The sequence below is a fragment of the Microbacterium testaceum StLB037 genome, from assembly GCF_900104345.1.
Taxonomy (GTDB): Bacteria; Actinomycetota; Actinomycetes; order Actinomycetales; family Microbacteriaceae; genus Microbacterium; species Microbacterium testaceum_A.
Map to the genome: position 1 here is coordinate 1 of NZ_FNJN01000008.1, position 21724 is coordinate 21724.

A 21724-nucleotide genomic window follows, 5' to 3' on the forward strand; every position below is an offset into this window, starting at 1 on the left:
TTCACCGCATCCGCCAGCGCGGACGGACTCGACCTCGGGCGCCGCGAACGCGGCTCCAACGCCTGGGCCTCACCCTCGGCCATCACCCGGGAACGGATCGCGTAGAACGTCTTCCGGGAGATGCCTTCCTCCGCGCAGAACGTCGACACAGCCCCACGCGGAGCATCCGCTGGCCACCGCACGATCGCGAGACGGACACGGGGATCGACAGGCTCATTTCGGCTCACACCCTCATCAGAGCCGCCGAAGTGTCACCATCACACACCCCGAAAGTGTCACCGATGTCCTGAGGCAGAACTGTCACCAAAGTCCTGAGACATGACAGAGCCCACGTCAGCGAGACGCCGAAATGTCAGCGAGATGCTTTCTCGCGGAGGACAACGCCGCGCGCGAGCAGAACGGGACCCCGGATGCCGGGACCCTCGTCCTCAGCCGCCGTACAGGCCGTACGAGGTGGTGCCGTAACCCACGATCGCGAGCCAGAACGCGGCGGAGAGCGTCAGCCCCGCGAGGAGGGCGATCGCGAGCTCGCCCGCCCTTCGCCGCTGGCCGATCGCGAAGGCCACACCGAACGCGACGAGCGGGAACACGATGGGAAGGATGTACACGAACCAGCCCAGACCGTTGAGCCCCAGGGGGCCGTTGACCTGCTGGATCAGCAGCGCGACCGAGCTCCACACGACGTACGCGTAGAACAGGCCGAAGAGTCCCGCGATCGTGACGAGAAGCCACGTCGGCAGGTGGCGGGTGCGAACGGGAGTGCTCATGCGAAGGCTCCCAACGACAGGAACGGCCAGGGAACGAGAAGCACGATCCCCACGATCAGCAGCAGGAAGCGCTGCCACGTGCGCCAGCTGCGCGTGAGAGCGAGCACGGCGACGAACCACACGACCGGGGCGAGCGCCGCGCCGATCGTCAGGGCGATCACCGTCACCGACGGAATGGGAAGACCGAGGCCGTTCAGCCGCAGTCCCGCGAGAAGCCAGCCGATCGCGAAGAGCAGGAACGTCGCCGCCACCATGCCGATCCCCACGAGACCCACGTTTCCGAGGGGCGCCGCGTGGGCGGCATCCGGGTCCTCATCGTCGACGTCGTCGACCGCGACCGGCTCGGAGCGGACGGGCTCGGGATGCCGGGTGACCGGCGCCGCGGCAGGCTGCAGGGGCTCGATCGGCTCGGCCTCGACCTCGCCGCCGGGGACGGGGGTCGGCGCGTGCTTCTCGCCGACGTCGAGGGTGGGGTCGTCGTCACCGCCCCAGGACAGGGCGTCGTCATCGCGCGGAGTGCTCACGGCTCCACGGTAGCGGCGCTCCCCCGCCGCCGGGCCGCGCCCCGCCGAAACGTCGAACGCCCCGGAACCGCGAGGTTCCGGGGCGTTCGACGAGAGGATCAGCGCGCGGCGGAACCCTCGACGTAGTCGGTGTCCTGCTGCTTCCACGCGAAGAGGCCGCGCAGCTCCTTGCCGGTCGCCTCGATGGGGTGACCCTGCTCCTTCTCGCGGAGCTCGAGGAACTCGGGGGCGCCCTTGTCCTGGTCGGCGATGAAGCGCTCAGCGAAGGCACCCGACTGGATGTCGCTGAGGACGGCCTTCATGCTGGCCTTGACGTCGGACGAGATGACGCGGGGACCCGAGACGTAGTCGCCGTACTCGGCGGTGTCGGAGATCGACCAGCGCTGCTTGGCGATGCCGCCCTCCCACATGAGGTCGACGATGAGCTTGAGCTCGTGCAGCACCTCGAAGTACGCGATCTGCGGCTGGTAGCCCGCCTCGACGAGGGTCTCGAAGCCGGCCTGCACGAGGTGGCTCATTCCGCCGCAGAGCACGGCCTGCTCGCCGAACAGGTCGGTCTCGGTCTCTTCGGTGAAGGTCGTCTTGATGACGCCGGCGCGGGTGCCGCCGATGGCCTTGGCGTACGACAGGGCGGTGTCCCAGGCCGAGCCCGAGGCGTCGCGCTCGACGGCGATGATGTCGGGGATGCCGCGGCCCGCGACGTACTCGCGACGCACGGTGTGACCGGGAGCCTTGGGGGCGACGAGGATCACGTCGACACCCTCGGGGGCGTCGATGTAGCCGAAGCGGATGTTGAAGCCGTGCGCGAAGGCGAGCGTCTTGCCCTCGGTGAGCTTGTCCTTGATCGAGTCGGCGAAGATCGAACGCTGGTGCTGGTCGGGCGCCAGGATCATGATCAGGTCGGCCCACTCGGCGGCATCCGCCACGTTCTTGACCTCGAAGCCGTCTTCCTGCGCCTTGGCGGCCGACTTGGAGCCGTCCTTGAGCGCGATGACGACCTCGACACCCGAGTCGCGCAGGTTCTGCGCGTGGGCGTGACCCTGCGAGCCGTAGCCGACGATCGCGACCTTCTTACCCTGGATAATCGAGAGGTCGGCGTCGTCGTCGTAGAAGATCTCTGCCATGAGGATGTTTCTCCTTGAATCGTGGCCCCCGCTCAGGGGCCGCTGGTGAATGGAAGAAGGGAAGATTCAGCCGCGCAGAACGCGCTCGGTGATGCTCTTGCCGCCGCGACCGACGGCGAGCAGGCCCGACTGCGCGAGCTCCTTGACACCGAAGGGCTCGATCGCCTTGAGGAAGGCCGCAACCTTGCCCGAGTCGCCGGTGATCTCGATCACGATGGCGTCGGGGGCGTAGTCGACGACCGACGCGCGGAAGAGGTTCACGACCTCGAGCACGTTGGAGCGGCTCGCGTTGTCGGCGCGCACCTTGACCAGGACGTGCTCGCGCTGGACGGAGCTGGCGGGGTCGAGCTCGACGATCTTGATGACGTTGATCAGCTTGTTCAGCTGCTTGGTCACCTGCTCGAGCGGCAGACCCTCGACGTCGACGACGACCGTGATGCGCGAGAGGCCCGGCACCTCGGTGACACCCACGGCGAGCGATTCGATGTTGAAGCCGCGGCGGGCGAACAGGCCCGCGACGCGCGTGAGCAGACCGGGCTTGTCCTCGACGAGGAGGCTCAGAACGTGGCGGGACATCTCAGTCCTCCTGCTCGTTAAAGGTGGGCGAGTGGTCGCGCGCGTACTGGACGTAGCTGTTGCTGACGCCCTGCGGGACCATCGGCCAGACCATGGCGTCGGCGCTCACGACGAAATCGATCACGACCGGGCGGTCGTTCGTGTCGAGCGCGAGCTGGATGGCCGCGTCGATCTCGTCTTCTTTCTCGACGCGGATCGCCAGGCATCCGTACGCCTCGGCCAGCTTGACGAAGTCGGGGATGCGGCGGGTGCCGTGTCCCGTGTTCAGGTCGGTGTTCGAGTGGCGGCCGTCGAAGAACAGCGTCTGCCACTGGCGCACCATGCCGAGCGAGGAGTTGTTGATGATCGCGACCTTGATCGGGATGTCGTTGATGACGCAGGTCGCGAGCTCCTGGTTGGTCATCTGGAAGCAGCCGTCGCCGTCGATCGCCCACACGGCGCGCTCGGGCTGGGCCACCTTGGCGCCCATGGCCGCGGGCACCGCGTAGCCCATGGTGCCGGCACCGCCGGAGTTGAGCCACGCGTTCGGGCGCTCGTACTTGATGAACTGCGCGGCCCACATCTGGTGTTGGCCCACGCCCGAGGCGTAAACGCCCTCGGGGCCGGTCATCTCGCCGATGCGCTGAATCACGTACTGCGGCGAAAGCAGACCATCGGTGGTGGGCGTGTAGCCGAGCGGGAACTCCTCGCGGAGCCCGTTCAGGTAGGTCCACCACTCGGTGTAGTCGTGGGGCTGCTCGGCGTCGACGGCACGGAAGGCGGCGTCGAGGTCGACGAGCACGTCCTTCAGGTCGCCCACGATCGGCACATCGGCCGTGCGGATCTTCGAGATCTCGGCGGGGTCGATGTCGACGTGCACCACCTGCGCGTGCGGGGCGAACAGCGCCGCCTTGCCGGTCACGCGGTCGTCGAAGCGCGCGCCGAGCGAGACGATCAGGTCGCTCTCTTGCAGGGCGAGCACCGCGGGAACGGTGCCGTGCATGCCCGGCATGCCGAGGTGCTGCTCGTGCGAGTCGGGGAACGCGCCGCGCGCCATGAGCGTGGTGACCACGGGCGCACCGGTCGCTTCGGCGAGCACCTTCAGCTCGGCCGAGGCGTTCGCGCGGATCGTGCCGCCGCCCACGTACAGCACGGGCTTCTTGGCGGTGGCGAGCAGCTGGGCCGCGGCCTGGATCTGCTTGCCGTGCGCTTTGGTCACCGGGCGGTAGCCGGGGAGCTCGACCTTGGGCGGCCAGACGAACGGCGCTTCGGCCTGCTGGGCGTCCTTGGTGATGTCGACGAGCACGGGACCGGGGCGACCGGTCGAGGCGATCTCGAAGGCCGCGGCGATCGCGCCGGGGATCTCTTCGGCGGTCTTCACCAGGAACGAGTGCTTGGTGATCGGCATCGTGATGCCGACGATGTCGGCTTCCTGGAAGGCATCCGTTCCCATGAGGGTCGAGAACACCTGGCCGGTGATGCAGACCAGCGGCACCGAGTCCATGTAGGCGTCGGCGATCGCGGTGACGAGGTTGGTCGCCCCAGGGCCCGACGTCGCGATGGCGACGCCGACCTTGCCCGAGGCGGCGGCGTAGCCCTCGGCCGCGTGACCGGCGCCCTGCTCGTGGCGCACGAGGATGTGGCGCACGTGCTCGTCGTCCATGAGCGGGTCGTAGACGGGCATGATCGCCCCGCCCGGCAGACCGAACACGTCGGTGACGCCGAGCAGGTCGAGCGAGCGGACGACCGCCTGCGCACCCGTCATCACGGGCGCCGGAGCGGTGCGGGCGGGCGGCCGGGGAATGGCTGCCGTGGAGGAATCGATGGACATGGGAGTACCTCGAGAACCGGGAGAAAGGTGAGAAGGGGGACGGCCGTCAGCCCGTGACCGCGCCCTCCGCGGCGGAGTGCACGAGCTTGGAGTACTTGGCCAGAACGCCACGGGTATAGCGCGGGGGAAGCGGTTCCCAGCCTTCGCGGCGGGAACTCAGCTCGGCGTCATCGACGATCAAGTCGAGAGTGCGAGCGGCGATATCGACCCGTATCAGATCACCATCGCGCACGAAGGCGATGGGACCTGCGTCCACCGCTTCGGGAGCTATGTGGCCGATGCACAGGCCGGTTGTGCCGCCTGAGAATCGTCCGTCCGTCAACAGTAGTACATCTTTTCCGAGGCCCGCGCCCTTGATGGCCGCGGTGATCGCGAGCATCTCGCGCATGCCCGGACCGCCCTTGGGACCCTCGTAGCGGATGACCACGACGTCGCCGGCGGCGATCTCGCCCGCCTCGAGGGCGTCCATCGCGCCGCGCTCGCGCTCGAACACGCGGGCGGGGCCTTCGAAGACGTTCCCGTCGAAGCCGGCCGACTTCACCACGGCGCCCTCAGGGGCCATCGAGCCGTGCAGGATCGTGATGCCGCCGGTCGCGTGGATCGGGTCGTTGAACGAGTGGATGACCTTGCCGTCGACCGGGTCGGGGTTCAGATCCGCGAGGTTCTCGGCGAGGGTCTTGCCCGTGACGGTGAGCGCATCACCGTGCAGCAGCCCCTCGTCGAGCATGGCCTTCATGATGACCGGGATGCCGCCGTGACGGTCGACGTCGTTCATGACGTACTGGCCGAAGGGTTTCATGTCGGCCACGTGGGGCGTGCGGTCGCCGATGCGGTTGAAGTCGTGCAGGTTGAGCTCGACCTCGGCCTCGTTCGCGATGGCGAGCAGGTGCAGCACGACGTTGGTCGAGCCGCCGAGCGCCATGGCGAGGGCGATGGCGTTCTCGAACGCCTCTTTGGTGAGGATGTCGCGCGTGGTGATGCCCTGGCGCAGCAGGTTGACCACGGCCTCGCCCGAGCGGTGGGCGAAGTAGTCGCGGCGGCGGTCGGCCGAGGGCGGGGCTGCGGAGCCGGGGAGGCTGAGGCCGAGGGCCTCGGCGACGGACGCCATGGTGTTGGCGGTGTACATGCCACCGCACGCGCCCTCACCCGGGGCGATCGCGCACTCGATGCGCTTGAGGTCGGCCTCGCTCATCTTGCCCGCGAGGCACGCGCCCACGGCCTCGAACGAGTCGATGATCGTGACGTCCTTCTCGGTGCCGTCGCTGAGCTTGACCCAGCCCGGGGCGATGGAGCCGGCGTAGAGGAAGACGCTCGAGAGGTCGAGGCGAGCGGATGCCATGAGCATGCCGGGGATCGACTTGTCGCAGCCGGCGAGCAGCACGGAGCCGTCGAGGCGCTCGGCCATCATCACGGTCTCGACGCTGTCGGCGATGACCTCGCGCGACACGAGCGAGAAGTGCATGCCCTCGTGGCCCATCGAGATGCCGTCGGAGACGGAGATCGTGCCGAACTGCAGCGGGTACCCGCCGCCGGCGTGCACGCCCTCTTTCGCGCCCTGCGCGAGGCGGTCGAGGCTGAGGTTGCAGGGCGTGATCTCGTTCCAGCTCGACGCGATGCCGATCTGGGGCTTGTCCCAATCCTCGTCACCCATGCCGACGGCGCGGAGCATTCCGCGCGACGTGGTGGCTTCGATGCCATCGGTGACGACGCGACTGCGGGGCTTGATGTCGAATTCGCCGGTGTTCGGATTCTGCGGTGCGGGCATTCTCGAAGTCTATTGCGCGGGTACGACACCCGATGCTCCGCAGGCCGTGAACGCTCGATTAATCGGCGCTCGTGAACCCCGCGCCCGGTGCCGGCCGCATCGACTTCCGCGCGAACGCGGATCGTCGAGGTGGCGTCGGGTCAGTCGACGTGCGCACGACGCAGGCGCGCCACATCCTCCAACACCGCGACGAACGCGTCGATGTCGTCCACGCGGAGCGTCGCCGCGGTGTCTCCCCCGCCCACGCGCACGCCGAGGTCACCGGCATCCAGGGAGCTCAGGGCATCTTCATCGGTGACGTCGTCGCCCGCGAACAGCACGGCCGTCGCCCCGACGCGCTCGCGCAAGCGCGCCACGGCGGAGTCCTTGCCCTCATGTCGGAACGAGAACTCGAGGATGTCGTGGCCGGTGCGACGCCGCCACGAGGGCGCTCGATCGGCGAGCATCTCGTCGACGAGAGCACGGGCGGCCCGAGCGGTCGCGGCGTCCGCGGTGCGCGTGTGGACGCCGAGACCGTACTCCTTGGGCTCGATCCACACACCCGCCATGTCAGCCGTGCGCTCGAGGACCTCTTTCTGCAGCTCATCCCGCAGCTCGAGGTCGGCGGCGTCGTCGCCTGTCTCTTCGATCCCCGCACCGGGCACCCAGAACTGGGCGCCGTGCGAGCCCGCGAGCCAGATGGGCGAGGAGTCGTCGTGCTCGGCGATCTCGCGCAGGTGCCCGAGCGAGCGCCCCGACACCAGGGCGACGACCGTGCGCGGAAGCACCGCGAGGGCGTCGACCGCGGCCCGCGCACCCGGGGTCATCCGCGCCGACATCGGCTCGTCGACGAGCGGCGAGAGCGTGCCGTCAAAATCGAGGGCGATGAGAAGCGTGTCGGTGGTGGCGACGGCCTCGACCGTCGCGTCTGCGGCGGTCACTCGGCATCCGTTTCGTCGATGGGCTCGCGCTCGGGGACCGAACCGTCGTCGTGTTCGACCACCTCGGCGGCGGCGGCGCTCGACGATTTCTCGTGGAAGACCGAGAGCGCCTCGAGGAACTCCCGCGACCAGTCCTCGACGTCGTGATCGCGCACGCGTTTGCGCAGGGCCCGCATGCGGCGGCCCTGCTCGGCGGCGGGCATGTCGATCGCGCGCAGGATCTGGTCCTTCAGCCCGTCGATGTCGTGCGGGTTGATGAGCAGGGCGCTGCCCATCTCGTCGGCGGCTCCCGCGAACTCGCTCAGCACGAGCACGCCGCGGTTGTCGATGCGGCTGGCGACGTACTCCTTGGCGACGAGGTTCATGCCGTCGCGGAGCGCGGTGACGAGCATGACGTCGGCAGCGAGGAAGAGGGCGACCATCTCTTCGCGCGGGTACGACTGGTGCAGGTAGCGGATGGCCGTGTGCGTGGTGGTGTCGTAATCGCCGTTGATGCGCCCGACGGTCATCTCGATCTCGTCGCGCAGCTGCACGTAGGCGTCGACGCGCTCGCGGCTCGGGCTCGCCACCTGCACGAGGGTGGCGTCCTCGACGGTGGCACGGCCGTCTTCGAGCAGTTCACCCCACGCTTTCAGGCGGTGGCGGATGCCCTTGGTGTAGTCGAGGCGGTCGACGCCCAGGAGAATCTTGCGCGGATTGCCGAGCCCCTCGCGGATCTCTTTGGCGCGCTGCTGGATCTCGGGCTTCTGCGCGAGCTCGATGTACGACTCGGCGTCGATCGAGATGGGGAACGCCTTCGCAAGGGCGACGCGCGTGCCGCCCTGGGAGTCGGGCACCAGGATGCCGCTGGCCTTGGTCTCGTACCGCAGCTGTCGCCGCACGGCCCGGGCGAAGTTGCCGGCGTCGGCCACCCGCTGGAATCCGATGACGTCGGCGCCGAGAAGTCCCTCGAGCACCTGCTTGCGCCAGGGCAGCTGCGAGTACAGGCCGTAGGCGGGGAACGGGATGTGGTGGAAGTACCCGATCGTGAGGTCGGGGCGCAGCTCGCGCAGCAGTTTGGGGACGAGCTGGAGCTGGTAGTCCTGCACCCACACGATGCCGCCCTCGGCGGTCACGTCGGCGGCGGCGCGGGCGAAGCGTTCGTTCACCTTCACGTAGGCGTCCCACCACGCGCGCTTGTACGTCGGCGCGGCGATGACGTCGTGGTACAGCGGCCAGATGGTGTCGTTCGAGAAGCCCTCGTAGTAGAGCTGCACGTCGGACGCCGACAGGGTCACGGGAACGAGGTGCGTGCCCTCGAAGTCGAAGGGGTCGACGGTGGCATCGGCTTGACCGGCCCATCCGACCCAGGCGCCTTCGGCGCGACGCATGACGGGTTCGAGAGCGGTGACGAGACCGCCGGGTGAGCGTCGCCACCCCTCGCCGTCGGGGGTGCGATCGACGGGCAGTCGGTTGGCGACGACGACGAAATCGGCCTGGGTCACAGGTCCTCCTCGGGGATCGTCCTCAGGCTAACAGCGGGCCCGATCCGCGCACGGGGGTGGACGGGATGCGATACGTGCGTCTCGCGCTCGGTCCGGTCGCGCTTCGCTGTCAAGGTGCGGCGCCGGATCACACCGCTCGATAGGTTGGGCTCATGCGGCAGTACATCTTCGGAACCGGTCTTCTCAGCGCCATCACCGGCGGCGTCACGCTCCTGCGCGGTCTCAAGAACGACGAGCCGTTCACCTGGCGCACGGCGCTGGCGTGGCTGAGCTGGGGCATCACTCTCGCGCTCGCGATCGGCGCGGTCGTCGACACGCGCCGCGCACGTCGGGGTCGCGTGATCTCGGGGGACTCCCCCGTCTCGAAGAAGCAGGAGAAGCTGTTCAAGAAGCGTCTCGCGCGCTGACCCACGGAGACCTCACGGATGCCGCGGCCTCGAGGTCGCGGCATCCGTTCGTTTCGGGCCGGCCCTACCGGGTGAGGATCAACGCGTCGCCCTGACCGCCGCCACCGCAGAGCGCCACCGCGGCCGTCCCGCGGCCGCGACGGACGAGTTCGTGCACCGCGTGGACGACGAGACGGTTGCCCGAGGCGCCGATGGGGTGCCCGATCGCGATGCCGCCGCCGTGCGGGTTGACGACCTCGCCGGAAACGCCCAGCTCGGCCTGCGACCGCGCGACCACGGCGCCGAAGGCCTCGTTGATCTCGATGAGGTCGAGGTCGGATGCCGCGATGCCCTGCTTCTCGAGCGCTTTCGCGATCGCGCGGGCGGGCTGGGCGTGCAGGGAGTTGTCGGGGCCGGCGACCTGACCTGCGGCCCCGACTACGGCGAGCACGTCCCACCCGCGCTCGTCGGCGATCGCGCGGGTGGTGACGACCACCGCGGAGGCGCCGTCGGAGATCTGCGAGGCGTTTCCCGCGGTGATCGAGCCGCCCTCGGCGAAGGCGGGACGCAGCTTCGCGAGCGTCTCGACCGTCGTGTCGGCGCGGATGCCCTCGTCGGCCGAGACGACCACGGGGTCGCCCTTCCGCTGCGGGATCGACACCGGGACGATCTCGGCGTCGAAGATCCCGTCCGCCTGCGCGGCGGCGGCGCGCTGGTGGGAGCGGGCGGCCACGGCATCCTGAGCTTCGCGCGTGACCTCGTACCGGGCGTTCGCGCGCTCGGTCGAGGCGCCCATGCTCTCGCGGTCGTACGCGTCGGTGAGGCCGTCGTACGCCATGTGGTCGAGCACCTCGACGGAGCCGTAGGCGTAGCCGTCGCGCGAGTTCATCAGCAGGTGCGGGGCACGGGTCATCGACTCCATGCCCGCGGCGACGACCACCGTCGCGTCTCCCAGGCGCAGCATGCGTGCCGCGTCGATGATCGCGGTGAGACCCGACAGGCAGACCTTGTTGATGGTGGCGGAGTGCACGTCCCAACCGATGCCCGCTTCGATCGCGGCCTGGCGCGCGGCGTTCTGCCCCGCTCCGGCCTGCAGCACGTGGCCCACGAGCACCGCATCGACGGCGTCGGCGGGGATGCCGCCGTGCTCGAGCGCCCCGCGGATGGCGGCCGCCCCGAGCTGCACGGCGGTTAACGGGGCGAGCTGCCCCTTCAGTCGGCCCTGCGGGGTGCGGGCGGCGGCGACGATGACGACGTCTTTCTGTGCGTTCATGCGTGCTGCTCCTCAGCGAGTCGGACGGTCAGCTCGGGCTCGGTGGCGGCCCGCACCTCGTCGACGCTCACCCCGGGGGCGAGCTCGACGAGCACGAGTCCATCCTCCGTCACATCGATCACGGCGAGGTCGGTGATGATCCGGTCGACGACGCCGCGGCCGGTGAGCGGCAACGAGCACTCGTCGACGATCTTCGGTGAGCCGTCGCGGGCGACGTGCTCCATGAGCACGATCACGCGGGCGGCGCCGTGGACGAGGTCCATCGCTCCCCCGGGGCCCTTGACCATCTTTCCGGGGATCATCCAGTTCGCCAGATCTCCGGATGCCGACACCTGCATCGCCCCGAGGATGGCGGCGTCGATCTTGCCCCCGCGGATCATCCCGAAGCTCAGGGCCGAGTCGAAGAACGCCGACCCCGGGAGGGTGGTCACGGTCTCTTTGCCGGCGTTGATGAGGTCGGCGTCCACCGCGTCCTCGGTCGGGTAGGGACCGACGCCGAGGATGCCGTTCTCGGACTGCAGCACGACCGTGACCGCGTCGGGCACGTAGTTGGGCACGAGGGTCGGCAGGCCGATGCCGAGGTTGACGTACGAGCCGTCGGCGAGCTCGCGGGCGGCGCGGGCGGCCATCTCGGTGCGGGACAGAACCATCAGCGGGTCTCCTCACTCACGGTGCGCTTCTCGATGCGCTTGGGGACGTCGGGGCCGACCTCGACGATGCGGTGGACGTACACGCCGGGGAGGTGAACGGCGTCCGGGTCGAGGTCACCGGGCTCGACGAGGTGCTCGACCTGCACGATGCAGGTGCGGCCGGCCATCGCGGCGAGGGGGTTGAAGGCGCGCGCGGCCTTTCGGAACACGAGGTTGCCGTGCCGGTCGCCCGTGTGGGCGTGCACGAGCGAGAAGTCGGTGGTGATGGCCTCTTCGAGCACGAACTCGCGCTGCTCGCCGTTCACCTCGAAGGTGCGGACGTCCTTGACCGGGGAGGCGACGGCGATGCCGCCGGCCCCGTCGTAGCGACGCGGCAGTCCGCCCTCGGCGACCTGGGTGCCGACACCGGTCTGGGTGTAGAAGGCCGCGATGCCCGAGCCGCCGGCCCGCAGCTTCTCGGCGAGGGTGCCCTGCGGGGTGAGCTCGAGCTCGAGTTCGCCCGAGAGGAACTGCCGCTCGAACTCCTTGTTCTCTCCGACGTACGACGAGGTCATCTTGCGGATGCGACCGGCGCCGAGCAGGATGCCGAGCCCCCAGTCGTCGACGCCGCAGTTGTTCGACACGACCGACAGGTCGCGGGTCCCCTGGGCGAGAAGGGCCTCGATGAGGGCGATGGGGTTGCCGGACAGGCCGAACCCGCCGACGGCGAGAGACGCTCCGTCGGTGATGTCGGCGACGGCCTCGGCGGCCGAGGCGACGGTCTTGTCGATCACGCGAACTCCTTCGTTTCGTCCTCCTACGGTGCGCTGTTCGGGCCCGCCGAGTCGACCGCGCTCTTGTCATGTGGATGACGTGGGGCTTAGCGTCCACATCGTGGACACTGCATCGCGATCCGTTCCCGGCGCCCAGGCCATCTCGCGGGCGGCCCGGCTCTTGCGCCTCGTGACGGCCGCGGGCGAGACCGGCGCGTCGGTCGGCGACCTCGCGCGCGACGCCGATCTCACGCGACCGACCGCGCACCGCCTCCTCAGCGCGCTTCGCGCCGAGGGGCTCGTCGACCGCGACGAGCCGACCGGTCACTGGCTACCGGGGCCGGAGCTCTATCTGATGGGGAGTGTGGCGGCATCCCGATTCGACATCACCTCGACCGCGCGCGACATCGTGCGCTCCCTGGCGGTCCGAACCGAGGAGAGCGCGTTCCTGTCGGTACGGCGGGGCGACGAGACGGTGTGCCTGGTGCGCGAGGACGGGAGCTTCCCGATCCGCTCGTTCGTGCTGTCGGAGGGGGTGCGCTTTCCCCTCGGGGTGGCCTCGGCGGGGTTGGCGATCCTGGCGTTCCTGCCGTCGAGCGAGGTGGATGCGTATCTCGAGCGGCATCCGGAACTTCCCGAGAAATGGGGGGCGTCGCACTCCCCCACCCGTCTGCGCGGGCGGATCCGCGACACGCAGGCACGTGGATACGCGGTGAATCCGGGGCTCATCGTGGAGGGGAGCTACGGGCTCGGCGCGGCCGTGTTCACGCGCGCGGGCGACCCGCAGTGGGCTCTCAGCCTGACCGGGGTGGAGTTCCGCTTCGGCGGCGAGCGCCTCGCGGAGCTCGGACGGATCCTTCTCGCGCACGCGCACCAGTTGTCGACGCGCATCGCGTCTCGCTGAATCCCTCGAAATAGATACCCACGGTATATACCGGGGGTATACTTCCACATATGACCCGCCACGACGACCTGCAGACGCTTTTGCTCGCGGTGCACGCCCTCACCCGCGTCGCGGCTCTCGACACCCAGACCGACGCCCCCGCCGCGCAGTGGCGCACGCTGACTCTCCTGCGCGACCACGGCCCCCAGCGCCTCGGCGACCTCGCGACCCTCAGCCGCGTGACACAGCCCGGCATGACCCGACTCGTCCACCAGATGGACGCCGCGGGACTCGTCGAGCGCCGCCGCCTGCCCGACGACTCGCGCGTCAGCGTGATCGCCGCCACGGCGAAGGGCCTCGACGCGCTGGCCGGGTGGTACGAGCAGTTCCGCGCGGCCCTTGCGCCGCACGTGGCCGACCTCTCCGAGAAGGAGTGGGATGCCGTGAGCGTCGCCGCCTCCGCGCTCTCACTGCGCGTGGGAATGGCGCCGACTCCCGCGGGTCGAAACGAAACCACTGACGATCGAACCCCCGACGACGATGGCGCCGCCGACCCCACCGAAGACCGCGGAGTCCCCACGGAATCCGCAGAAGAACAGGAGGTGGTCCGGTGAGTGCCGGAACCGCAGCAGTCAGCAAGGCGCCCAGCGTCTGGAAACAACCCGCGCAGGTCTGGGCCGTCGCCTTCGCGTGCGTCGTCGCCTTCATGGGCATCGGTCTCGTCGACCCGATCCTCCCCGCCATCGCGGACTCCCTGAAGGCCACCCCGGTCGAGACGGAGCTGCTGTTCACCAGCTACCTCGTCGTGACCGGCCTGGCGATGCTCATCACCAGCTGGATCTCGAGCCGCATCGGCGCCAAGGCGACCCTGCTCGTCGGTCTCGGTTTGATCGTCGTGTTCGCCTTCTTCTGCGCCATCAGCGGCAGCGTCGACGCCGTGATCGGCTTCCGCGCCGGATGGGGTCTGGGCAACGCCCTGTTCATCTCCACCGCGCTGGCGACCATCGTGGGCGCGGCATCCGGCGGGAGCTCGGCCGCGATCATCCTCTACGAAGCCGCGCTGGGCCTCGGCATCGCCGTGGGGCCGCTGCTCGGCGGCATCCTGGGTGAGGTCAGCTGGCGCGGGCCGTTCTTCGGCGTCGTCGTCCTGATGGCGATCGCGTTCCTCGCGGTGGCGGTCCTTCTGCGCGGCCCCCAGCCCGCGCGCACCCCGCTCCCCTTCAGTGCCCCGTTCCGTGCCCTCGGCCGTCCGGCGCTCGCGATCCTCGCGGCGACCGCGCTGTTCTACAACATGGGCTTCTTCACGCTGCTCGCGTTCTCGCCGTTCCCCCTCGGGTTCGGGGCGATGGGCATCGGCCTGACCTTCTTCGGATGGGGCGTGGGCCTGGCGATCACGAGCGTCTGGGTCGCCCCTCTGCTGCTGCGCCGCCTGCGGCTGACGACGGTCCTGCTGATCGCCCTGCCCCTGCTGGCCCTCGACCTGCTCGTCGCCGCGTTCATCGTGTCGTCGGCCGTCGCTCTGGTCGTGTGCATCATCGTGGGCGGTCTCGTGCTGGGCGTCGTGAACACCGCGCTGACCGAAGCGGTCATGGAAGCCACCGACCTCCCGCGCTCGGTCGCGTCGTCGGCCTACTCGGCCGTGCGCTTCCTGGGCGGGGCGGTCGCTCCCCCGCTCGCCGCGCTGCTCTGGCACGCGTACGGCGCCGGAGTGCCCTACGTGATGGCCGCGGTGTCGGTCGTGATCGCCGCCGCCTGCATCCTCTTCGGTCGGCGTCTGCTCGCACACGTCGACGGAGCACACCCGGATGCCGCCGACGAGGGCGCAGCTGTTCTCGTGGGGGATGCGGCGTAAGGCGTCGGCGTCACCTCTCCTCGCGCCGGGTGCCGGCAGGACGAACCGTTCGGATCGTCTTGTCGGCGCCCGGCGCTTTCGCGTGGGTGGGCGCTACTTGCTCGATTTCGCCCTCGACCGGCGGTTCCTCCTGATGTCGGAGGTCCTCGATACCGTGCTCGTATGACGAGCCCGACCCCCGCATCGCACCGGTCGACACCGGATGCTGCGCTCGTGCCCGCCGTGTTCCTGGCGCCTCCTCCGAGCGACGACGAGCTCCGGGCCTGGGCCGATGAGATCCGCGCGATCGAAGAGGGACAGTCCGAGCCGGACTGGAACGAGCTGTTCTCCGACGACAGCACTCCGTGGCCGGTGAGCCACGACCTCGACTCCCCCGGCGAGGACGCCGCTGCGGTTTCCGAGTCCGAAGCCGACGCTCGTCCCATCGACCTCGTGCACACCCTCGTCGCGGTCGCCATCCGCCGTCGCCAGCACACCGCCGAGGAATACCAGCTCATGACGCTGATCCTCGACCGCGCCGTTGCCGATCCCGACCCGTGGGTCGGTCCCGATCCCACCCTGGATCACGCGTGGGAGGACTCTCGCGGGCGGTCAGTGGCCGCCGTGCGGCGCGACCGTGCCGACCTCGCGGAGCGCGCCGCCGCCGCAGAGATCGCCGTTCACCTGCGTCTGGCCGAGCAGACGGTCCGCACGCGGGTCGGCCACGCCCGGACGCTGCAGGCACGGTGCAGCCTGGCCTGGCGGGCGTTCCTCGACGGACGGATCTCCGAGAGCCACGCGATCAGGATCGCCCGGCTCGCCGACTCCCTCCCCGATGACCGCGAGGCCTGGACCGCGTTCGACACCGGCGCCACCGAGCGCGCCGAGCGTCTGACGCCGTCGAGTTTCGACACCGCCGCTCGCGCGCTACGCGAGAAGGTCCACGCCGAGTCGATCGAGGAGCGGCATCGCCGCGCGGCCCGCGACCGCGGGGTGTGGCTGACCGCCGAGCTCGATGGCATGGCGACACTGACAGCCTTGCTTCCGGCCGACAGGGCGCACGCCGCCATGACACGCCTGGACCGCGCCGCGCGGCATCTGGCGACGGCAGACGGCGAAGAGCGCACGCTGGCGCAACTGAGAGCCGATGCGCTAGCGGATCTGCTCGCGGGTGGATCGGTCGCGGAGCGTCCCGCGGCGGCGCCGGCTCCCACAGCAGGGGACTCGAGGGCGTTCGGCTCCGGCCGCCCCACCGTCGTCGTGACCGTTCCCGCCCTCACCCTCCTCGGCCGCGACGACACCCCAGCCACCCTCGACGGGTACGGCCCGATCGATCTCGACACGGCACGAAGACTCGCCGGAGAGGCGTCGTCGTGGATCCGCGTTCTCACCCACCCGGTCACGGGGGTTCCGCTCGCCCTCGATCGCACCAGATACCGAGTGACGACCGCACTCCGGCGCTGGCTCGGCGTCACCTCGCCGACGTGCGTCTTCCCGGGATGCGCCCGCCCCGCCCGCGACTGCGACATCGATCACCTCACCGCGTGGGCCGACGGCGGGGCCACCGACCACGACAACCTCGAACCCGAGTGCCGCCACCACCACCGCCTCCGCCACGAGACGAAATGGGAACCGCTCAAAAACCCCGGCGATGTCGACCTGAGGTGGCGCTCACCCCTGGGTCACGACATCGAGGTGGATCCGCCGCCGTTCTGATCTTTGGCGGCGCCGACCTGGCACTCCTCTCGCACCCGTTCCCCCAGCGTGTCCCACAGCTGATCGAACCGGGCGTTCCACGGTGTCGCGAACACCCCGTCCTTCCAGCGCTGGTGCACGACGTCGAGGGTGACCCACTCGGCATCCTGGACCTCCTCCGGATCCGGCACGGGCGCGGGCTCCCCGTCGACACGGCCGACCCAGAGGTCGAACAGGGCTCTTTCTTCGACGACGCGACCCACCAAGACCAGGTCGTCGGGGGCCAGCACCATCCCCGTCTCTTCCGCGAGTTCCCGGACGGCGCCGGTGCGGCTGGTCTCTCCGCGCAATGCGCTGCCGGCGGGGAACTCCCACGCCAAGGGGTAGTCCTTGGCCGCGGCGCGCAGGCTCATCAGCACGCGGCCGGTGGACGACACCAGACAGACGGATGCCACGACGTGGAACAACCCGGCCGGCACAGGGCCGTCCCCGCGCCGGTGGAGGGTTCCGGTCGGTGTGCCCTGGATGTCGGTGACATCCCACATCTCGTCGTCGGCCATGGAAACCTCCCGGGTCACGCGCCGCCGTTGGAGACGGGGCTGGTCCCATCATGCCGAGCGCCATCGAGGAGGCGGAGGGATTGCGCAGAACCCGGATCTGAGAAATGAAAATCCCCTCCACACCACACGGGCGAGAGGGGACTTTCTGTGCTGGTGCACCCCCTGGGACTTGAACCCAGAACCCACTGATTAAGAGTCAGTTGCTCTGCCGATTGAGCTAGAGGTGCGTTCCGTTCGGCCGGAGTTTCGCTCTCCGCGCCGAGGAATGACACTACCAGGCGTGACTCGGGCACGCCAAATCGAGCCAGGATCGACCGTTATCCTGGAGCCGTGTCCCGCATCGAAGAGCCCGCCGCGCCCGCCGCGGACCTGACCGACGATCTCGCACTCGCCCTCCGCCTGGCTGACGCTGCCGACGCCGTGGCGATGGAACGCTTCGACTCCGCCGACCTCCGGATCGACACGAAGCCCGACCGCACGCACGTGACCGAGGCCGACCTGGCGACGGAGCGCGCGATTCGCGGGATCCTCGACGCGGAGCGCCCGGGCGACTCCGTGCTCGGCGAGGAATACGGCACGTCGGGTGACACGTCCCGCCGCTGGGTCATCGATCCGATCGACGGGACCCACAACTACATGCGCGGCATTCCGGTCTGGGCGACGCTCATCGCCCTGACCGTCGACGGCGTCCCCCGGGTGGGCGTCGTGAGCCAGCCCGCGATCGGTCGCCGCTGGTGGGCCGCAACGGGCCAGGGCGCGTGGACGACGACCGCCGACGGTGACATCCGACGCATTCACGTGTCCGGGGTCGACGAGGTTTCGGCATCCAGCATCAGCTTCCAGAGCATCGAGCAGTGGGATGACGTCGATCTCGTCCCCACTCTCGAGAAGCTCACGCGCGCTGTCTGGCGCGATCGCGCCTACGGGGATGCGCTCCCTTACATGTGGTTGGCCGAGGGCCGTCTCGAGCTCGTGGCCGAGTTCGGGGTGAAGGAGTACGACATCGCGGCGATCGCCCCCATCGTGCGCGAGGCCGGCGGACGTTTCACGGCGTTCGACGGGACCGACCGTCTCGATGCCGGTTCTTCCCTCGCGACGAACGGCCTGCTGCACGACGACTTCTTCGCTCTGCTGCACGAGGACGGTGCCCGATGACACGCGCCCGCCTCGCTCTCCTCGCCGCCGGCGGCGCCATCGTCGCAACGGCTCTCGCCGGGTGCACGTCGACCCCTGACGCCGCCCCGAGCGTCGCGGCCAGCGCCACGACGACCGATGCACCCGCTCCCGACGCCGGTGCCAGCGCGACTCCCACGACGGACCCGATCACCCCGACCTGCGAGAACATCATTCCGACCGCCACCGTCGACGACTTCAAGAGCCTCGGGTGGACCTACCAGGAGGAGCCGTTCCGGATCGGCGCGACGGCGCTTGACGATGGCATCCAGTGCAAGTGGGGCGATGCCAAGGTGGCATCCGATCGCGTGCAGATCTTCGGGTGGGCTCCCATCGACGACGCGACGGCGCAGCAGGCCGAGAAGGACCTCGTCGCTTCGGGGTGGAAGCTCGAGCGCGACGGCACGGGCGATTATGTCACCGAGAACCCCGATTGGCTCGGCGGGCGCGGTGCCGACGGCTACGGTCTGACGTACCTGTTCGGCGACGGGTGGGTGAAGTTCGCGGATACCCGCCAGAGTCTGCTCCTCGTCGAGACGCCTCAGTAGCGCGCTGCAGACGCGGGCGCTTCGCTCACCGGTACGGATTCACCGCCGCGGCATCCCGGCCGGCGGCGAAGCCCTCGTCCCACGCGTCTCCGCGCGCCTCGAGACCACGCCATCGTTCGTCGACCTGCAGGATCCGTTGTGCGAACGCGACCCAGTCGCTCCACCCGCCCTCGACCGGGGCGTCGCCGCCTCTCCCCTCGGCCCGCCACCGCGCCGAATCGGGAACGGCGTCGAGGTGGAAGGGACCGACATCGATGCGGATGTGACGCGGATCGGGCATTCCCCGACGCTAGCTGGTTCACTGGGACGCATGGGATTCCTGGATCGCCTGTTCGGCAAGAACGTGCCGGCCCCGCAGGCCGCTCCCCTCGCGTCCGATCCTGGTCTCGCAGAGCTCAGACGGACAGCTCAGGATGCCGTCATCCCCGGCTTCCGCGACTTCGATGAGGTCGTGCAGCAGGTGCAGGACGTCCACGAGCTCGACGATGCCGCAACCGCCGAGGCCGTGGTGCGCGAGGTCTGGGCCGAGCGCCGCCGCGTCGAGCAGGGGTGGCCGTCCGTCACGGAAGGCGACCGCCTGCGCACGGCATTCGCGATCCTCGAGGCACGCGGCTTCGTCGCCCGCGCCGACTTCACCTGCTGCAACACGTGCGGAACCGCTGAGATCGACGACGAGCGCACGCCCGCGCCGAGCGACGAGACGGGTGCACCGCAGTTCCGCGAGTGGGCCTACACCTTCTTCCACCAGCAGGACGCCGAGCGACTCGCCGAGGAGCCCGCACATCTGTTCCTCACGTTCAGCGCCTTTGCACCCCTGCGCGATCTCGACCCCGGGCTTCTCGCGGCGGCCGACGTCGGCGACGAGGCCGCGCGCAGCGAGGTCTGGCGACAGACCGATGCCCGCGTCGGCCGGATCGTCGCCGATGCTCTCGCCGAAGCCGGCCTGCCGGTGGAGTGGGACGGCGACCCCGCGCACCGCATCGTGATCCCCCTCCCCCAGTGGCGTAACCGCCTTCCCGGCACCGCCCCCGCGACCGCGTAGGCGCGGCACGGCACAACGCACACGGCACAGCGCGCACAGAACAACGCGCACGGGCATGCCGTTCCGACAACGTAGGCTCGACCCTCGTGGCTATCGGCTCGACCATTCATCAGTTCACCGTGCAGCTCTCCGACGTCGATCGCGGCGTCTACGACGAGCTGGCGTTGCGCGTCGCTCGGCACCCCTCGGAGACCGCTCCGTACATGCTGACGCGCGTGCTGGCCTACTGCCTCGAGTACGAGGAGGGCATCGGCTTCAGCGAGGGCGTCGCCGCGACCGACGAGCCCGCCGTGATGATCCGCGACCTCACGGGCGCCCTGGTGGCGTGGGTCGAGGTCGGAGCTCCGGATGCCGCGCGCCTGCACACCGGCAGCATGAAGGCCGAGCGCGTCGCGATCTATACGCACCGCGATCCCGACAAGGTCGCCGCCCCGTGGGCGGGAAAGCGCATCCATCGCGCTGAGGAGGTGCTCCTGCACAGCTTCGAGCCCGGCTTCGTCGAGAAGTTGTCGGATGCCATCGAACGACGCAACACCGCCACTCTGACGCGCACCGAGGGGCGCATCTATCTCGAGCTGAACGGCGTTGCCGGCGAGAGCGACATCCACACGCGCTCCGCGGGCTGATCCCGAGATGAAGAAAGCCCCCACCTTCGCCGAAACGGGCGAAGATGGGGGCTTTCTCACATGACAACCTCATCGTGACGATGGTTCGTGGAGCTGGGGGGAATCGAACCCCCGTCCAACGCTGGGTCTCCGCGTTTTCTCCGGGCGCAGTCTGTGCAGACGTTCTGCTCGGCTCCGACCTTTGTCACAGACACCTAAGTCGACAAGCCCAGCCTGGGAAAAGTCCCGCGTGACGTCCAGACGCCGTCACACAGCAAGACCCCTAAATGACGCCAGATTCCGTGGCGGGGTCGCACACGGCCTGACGGACTATCGGGCTCGCTTACGCAGCGAGGGCGAAGTCAGTGCGCTTAGCATTGGCACTTATTGTTTTGCAGGGAGCGTTTACGAGATAACCCCACATCCTCGGCCCGCTTCTCGCGGGTTCGCAGGCGCTGTCGAAACCGATCAGCCCCGGGAACTCCGTGAAGGAGCGACCATCGTCACGCTGTTGAGTTGCCACCTCGGGGGCGGAAGCACCCGAGCATCACAGTCTACAACGGTTCGCGGCGCGCGATGATTCCCACCCGAAGCCGTCTCGCCCGCGCCCCGTAGGCTCACCGCCTGAGCGACGTCGTCGCGCCCACCCCGACCCCCACCCGAGCGCGCCCCTCCCGTAGGCTCGCCGCATGAGCGACGTCGTCATCACCGTCCGGGGCGAGAGCAACGCCCGTGCCCGCGCTGAAGAGGCCGCCGTCCGCGTCACCGTGTCGACCGACGGTCCGACTCGCGGGCCGGTGGTGGAACGGGCGCAGGAGCGCGCGGCGAGCGTGCAGGATGGCCTGGTCGCGCACCTGCGCTCCGGCGAGGTGTCGGAGTGGTCGAGCGCGCGCGTGTCGGTGTGGTCCGACCGGCCGTGGAACAACGAGGGAGCGCAGCTCCCCCTCGTCCATCACGCCGCCGTGGAACTCTCCGCCACGTTCACCGACGCCGGTGCCCTGTCGTGGTGGCTGGGGGATGTGGCCGAGTCCGATGACGTGCAGGTCACCGCGGTGGAGTGGCGCCTGTCCCCCACCACTCGCGCCCGTGTCGAGCGCGAGGTGGCCGCCGACGCCGTCCATGTCGCCGTGGAACGGGCGACGGCTTATGCGGACGCTCTGGGGCTGGCATCCGTGTCCGCCGTCGAGATCGCGGATGCCGGTCTGCTCGGCGCGCACCCCGAACAGCCGGCGCCGTTCGCCGCGCGCATGATGGCGGCCTCCGGTCCAGCCGGGGGGCCGTCGTTCAGCCTGCAGCCGCCCGAGATCGTGGTCACCTCGGTCGTCGAGGGCCGCTTCCGCGCGGAGTGACTCAGTG

24 protein-coding genes, 1 tRNA gene and 1 other RNA gene are annotated in these 21724 nt (G+C 69.6%); 10 read left to right on the forward strand and 16 right to left on the reverse strand.

Annotation, left to right across the window (positions count from 1 at the left end):
- From BLS25_RS17225 to BLS25_RS15390, 9 genes are all read right to left on the reverse strand, one after another.
- Positions 1–227 (reverse strand): helix-turn-helix domain-containing protein (locus BLS25_RS17225; RefSeq protein ID WP_143017950.1); only part of this gene is annotated, 227 nt, incomplete at its 3' end.
- Positions 228–428: 201 nt separating this feature from the next.
- The gene (locus BLS25_RS15355) at positions 429–767 is read right to left on the reverse strand and encodes a hypothetical protein (protein WP_056230642.1); all 339 of its coding nucleotides are present in this window, start codon (positions 765–767) and stop codon (positions 429–431) included.
- Positions 764–1291 (reverse strand): hypothetical protein, encoded by a 528-nt coding sequence (locus tag BLS25_RS15360; protein ID WP_056230639.1) that lies wholly within the window; start codon positions 1289–1291, stop codon positions 764–766. Before BLS25_RS15360 ends, BLS25_RS15355 begins: the two co-directional genes overlap by 4 nt.
- 98 nt (positions 1292–1389) lie before the next feature.
- Positions 1390–2415 (reverse strand): ketol-acid reductoisomerase, encoded by a 1026-nt coding sequence (gene ilvC / locus BLS25_RS15365; RefSeq protein ID WP_056230637.1) that lies wholly within the window; start codon positions 2413–2415, stop codon positions 1390–1392.
- Positions 2416–2481: 66 nt separating this feature from the next.
- Positions 2482–2991 carry an acetolactate synthase small subunit gene (gene ilvN, locus BLS25_RS15370; RefSeq protein WP_056230635.1) on the reverse strand — a complete coding sequence of 170 codons (510 nt, stop codon included), beginning with the start codon at positions 2989–2991 and terminating at the stop codon, positions 2482–2484.
- Between the two features lies 1 nt (position 2992).
- A complete protein-coding gene (locus tag BLS25_RS15375; protein WP_074696861.1) occupies positions 2993–4801 on the reverse strand; it encodes an acetolactate synthase large subunit in 1809 nt (602 codons plus the stop codon).
- A gap of 46 nt (positions 4802–4847) precedes the next feature.
- The gene (gene ilvD / locus BLS25_RS15380; RefSeq protein ID WP_056230630.1) at positions 4848–6566 is read right to left on the reverse strand and encodes a dihydroxy-acid dehydratase; all 1719 of its coding nucleotides are present in this window, start codon (positions 6564–6566) and stop codon (positions 4848–4850) included.
- Between the two features lie 140 nt (positions 6567–6706).
- The gene (gene otsB, locus BLS25_RS15385; protein ID WP_056230629.1) at positions 6707–7486 is read right to left on the reverse strand and encodes a trehalose-phosphatase; all 780 of its coding nucleotides are present in this window, start codon (positions 7484–7486) and stop codon (positions 6707–6709) included.
- Complete coding sequence (locus BLS25_RS15390) at positions 7483–8970, reverse strand: alpha,alpha-trehalose-phosphate synthase (UDP-forming) (protein ID WP_074696863.1); 1488 nt, start codon at positions 8968–8970, stop codon at positions 7483–7485. The genes otsB and BLS25_RS15390 overlap by 4 nt, the downstream gene beginning before the upstream one ends.
- A 152-nt stretch (positions 8971–9122) precedes the next feature.
- On the opposite strand from BLS25_RS15390, the gene BLS25_RS15395 reads away from it, so the two are divergent.
- Positions 9123–9377, forward strand: coding sequence for a cytochrome c-type biogenesis protein (locus tag BLS25_RS15395; protein WP_056230625.1), 255 nt, complete (start codon positions 9123–9125; stop codon positions 9375–9377).
- 64 nt (positions 9378–9441) lie between these two features.
- Here BLS25_RS15395 and BLS25_RS15400 read toward each other — a convergent pair whose 3' ends face one another.
- From BLS25_RS15400 to BLS25_RS15410, 3 genes are read right to left on the reverse strand one after another with little or no spacing between them, the layout of a single operon-like run.
- Positions 9442–10629: an acetyl-CoA C-acetyltransferase gene (locus BLS25_RS15400; protein WP_074696865.1), complete on the reverse strand. Its 1188-nt coding sequence runs from the start codon at positions 10627–10629 to the stop codon at positions 9442–9444.
- Positions 10626–11279: a CoA transferase subunit B gene (locus tag BLS25_RS15405; protein WP_176786394.1), complete on the reverse strand. Its 654-nt coding sequence runs from the start codon at positions 11277–11279 to the stop codon at positions 10626–10628. Before BLS25_RS15405 ends, BLS25_RS15400 begins: the two co-directional genes overlap by 4 nt.
- Positions 11279–12052, reverse strand: coding sequence for a CoA transferase subunit A (locus BLS25_RS15410; protein ID WP_074696867.1), 774 nt, complete (start codon positions 12050–12052; stop codon positions 11279–11281). Before BLS25_RS15410 ends, BLS25_RS15405 begins: the two co-directional genes overlap by 1 nt.
- A 100-nt stretch (positions 12053–12152) precedes the next feature.
- Here BLS25_RS15410 and BLS25_RS15415 point away from each other — a divergent pair, with 100 nt between their 5' ends.
- The 4 genes from BLS25_RS15415 (at position 12153) to BLS25_RS15430 (ending at position 16461) form a co-directional block, all read left to right on the forward strand.
- Positions 12153–12935, forward strand: coding sequence for an IclR family transcriptional regulator (locus BLS25_RS15415; protein WP_056230622.1), 783 nt, complete (start codon positions 12153–12155; stop codon positions 12933–12935).
- Positions 12936–12985: 50 nt separating this feature from the next.
- Complete coding sequence (locus BLS25_RS15420; protein WP_081349890.1) at positions 12986–13528, forward strand: MarR family winged helix-turn-helix transcriptional regulator; 543 nt, start codon at positions 12986–12988, stop codon at positions 13526–13528.
- A complete protein-coding gene (locus tag BLS25_RS15425; protein WP_074696869.1) occupies positions 13525–14766 on the forward strand; it encodes an MFS transporter in 1242 nt (413 codons plus the stop codon). Before BLS25_RS15420 ends, BLS25_RS15425 begins: the two co-directional genes overlap by 4 nt.
- Before the next feature lie 162 nt (positions 14767–14928).
- On the forward strand, positions 14929–16461 hold the full coding sequence (locus BLS25_RS15430) for an HNH endonuclease signature motif containing protein (RefSeq protein ID WP_074696871.1): 1533 nt from the start codon (positions 14929–14931) through the stop codon (positions 16459–16461).
- Here the strand turns inward: BLS25_RS15430 and BLS25_RS15435 are convergent.
- Positions 16428–17000, reverse strand: a complete 573-nt coding sequence (locus BLS25_RS15435) for an NUDIX hydrolase (RefSeq protein ID WP_081349891.1) — start codon at positions 16998–17000, stop codon at positions 16428–16430. The genes BLS25_RS15430 and BLS25_RS15435 overlap by 34 nt on opposite strands.
- Before the next feature lie 151 nt (positions 17001–17151).
- Positions 17152–17227: transfer RNA gene (locus tag BLS25_RS15440), tRNA-Lys, on the reverse strand.
- A 103-nt stretch (positions 17228–17330) separates the two neighbouring features.
- Between BLS25_RS15440 and BLS25_RS15445 the strand changes: the two genes are divergently transcribed.
- A complete protein-coding gene (locus tag BLS25_RS15445; RefSeq protein WP_056230613.1) occupies positions 17331–18155 on the forward strand; it encodes an inositol monophosphatase family protein in 825 nt (274 codons plus the stop codon).
- Complete coding sequence (locus BLS25_RS15450) at positions 18152–18721, forward strand: hypothetical protein (protein ID WP_056230612.1); 570 nt, start codon at positions 18152–18154, stop codon at positions 18719–18721. The genes BLS25_RS15445 and BLS25_RS15450 overlap by 4 nt, the downstream gene beginning before the upstream one ends.
- 25 nt (positions 18722–18746) lie before the next feature.
- Here BLS25_RS15450 and BLS25_RS15455 read toward each other — a convergent pair whose 3' ends face one another.
- Positions 18747–19001: a hypothetical protein gene (locus BLS25_RS15455; protein WP_056230610.1), complete on the reverse strand. Its 255-nt coding sequence runs from the start codon at positions 18999–19001 to the stop codon at positions 18747–18749.
- Positions 19002–19031: 30 nt separating this feature from the next.
- On the opposite strand from BLS25_RS15455, the gene BLS25_RS15460 reads away from it, so the two are divergent.
- Positions 19032–19763, forward strand: coding sequence for a DUF6891 domain-containing protein (locus BLS25_RS15460; RefSeq protein WP_074696873.1), 732 nt, complete (start codon positions 19032–19034; stop codon positions 19761–19763).
- An 86-nt stretch (positions 19764–19849) separates the two neighbouring features.
- Entirely contained in the window at positions 19850–20389 is a 540-nt protein-coding gene (locus BLS25_RS15465; protein WP_056230606.1) for a YaeQ family protein, read from the forward strand.
- A gap of 85 nt (positions 20390–20474) precedes the next feature.
- Here the strand turns inward: BLS25_RS15465 and ssrA are convergent.
- Positions 20475–20844, reverse strand: a transfer-messenger RNA (tmRNA) gene (gene ssrA, locus BLS25_RS15470).
- Between the two features lie 213 nt (positions 20845–21057).
- Here ssrA and BLS25_RS15475 point away from each other — a divergent pair.
- Positions 21058–21717, forward strand: coding sequence for an SIMPL domain-containing protein (locus tag BLS25_RS15475; RefSeq protein WP_074696875.1), 660 nt, complete (start codon positions 21058–21060; stop codon positions 21715–21717).
- Positions 21718–21724: the final 7 nt, after the last annotated feature.

Excerpts from the sequence above, each read along its gene's own strand:
- BLS25_RS15355 (WP_056230642.1), bottom strand. The coding sequence starts at position 767 with ATGAGCACTCCCGTTCGCACCCGCCACCTGCCGACGTGGCTTCTCGTC.
- ilvC (WP_056230637.1), bottom strand. The coding sequence starts at position 2,415 with ATGGCAGAGATCTTCTACGACGACGACGCCGACCTCTCGATTATCCAG.
- ilvN (WP_056230635.1), bottom strand. The coding sequence starts at position 2,991 with ATGTCCCGCCACGTTCTGAGCCTCCTCGTCGAGGACAAGCCCGGTCTG.
- BLS25_RS15375 (WP_074696861.1), bottom strand. The coding sequence starts at position 4,801 with ATGTCCATCGATTCCTCCACGGCAGCCATTCCCCGGCCGCCCGCCCGC.
- ilvD (WP_056230630.1), bottom strand. The coding sequence starts at position 6,566 with ATGCCCGCACCGCAGAATCCGAACACCGGCGAATTCGACATCAAGCCC.
- BLS25_RS15395 (WP_056230625.1), top strand. The coding sequence starts at position 9,123 with ATGCGGCAGTACATCTTCGGAACCGGTCTTCTCAGCGCCATCACCGGC.
- BLS25_RS15400 (WP_074696865.1), bottom strand. The coding sequence starts at position 10,629 with ATGAACGCACAGAAAGACGTCGTCATCGTCGCCGCCGCCCGCACCCCG.
- BLS25_RS15405 (WP_176786394.1), bottom strand. The coding sequence starts at position 11,279 with ATGGTTCTGTCCCGCACCGAGATGGCCGCCCGCGCCGCCCGCGAGCTC.
- BLS25_RS15420 (WP_081349890.1), top strand. The coding sequence starts at position 12,986 with ATGACCCGCCACGACGACCTGCAGACGCTTTTGCTCGCGGTGCACGCC.
- BLS25_RS15430 (WP_074696871.1), top strand. The coding sequence starts at position 14,929 with ATGACGAGCCCGACCCCCGCATCGCACCGGTCGACACCGGATGCTGCG.
- BLS25_RS15435 (WP_081349891.1), bottom strand. The coding sequence starts at position 17,000 with ATGGCCGACGACGAGATGTGGGATGTCACCGACATCCAGGGCACACCG.
- BLS25_RS15450 (WP_056230612.1), top strand. The coding sequence starts at position 18,152 with ATGACACGCGCCCGCCTCGCTCTCCTCGCCGCCGGCGGCGCCATCGTC.
- BLS25_RS15455 (WP_056230610.1), bottom strand. The coding sequence starts at position 19,001 with ATGCCCGATCCGCGTCACATCCGCATCGATGTCGGTCCCTTCCACCTC.
- BLS25_RS15460 (WP_074696873.1), top strand. The coding sequence starts at position 19,032 with ATGGGATTCCTGGATCGCCTGTTCGGCAAGAACGTGCCGGCCCCGCAG.
- BLS25_RS15475 (WP_074696875.1), top strand. The coding sequence starts at position 21,058 with ATGAGCGACGTCGTCATCACCGTCCGGGGCGAGAGCAACGCCCGTGCC.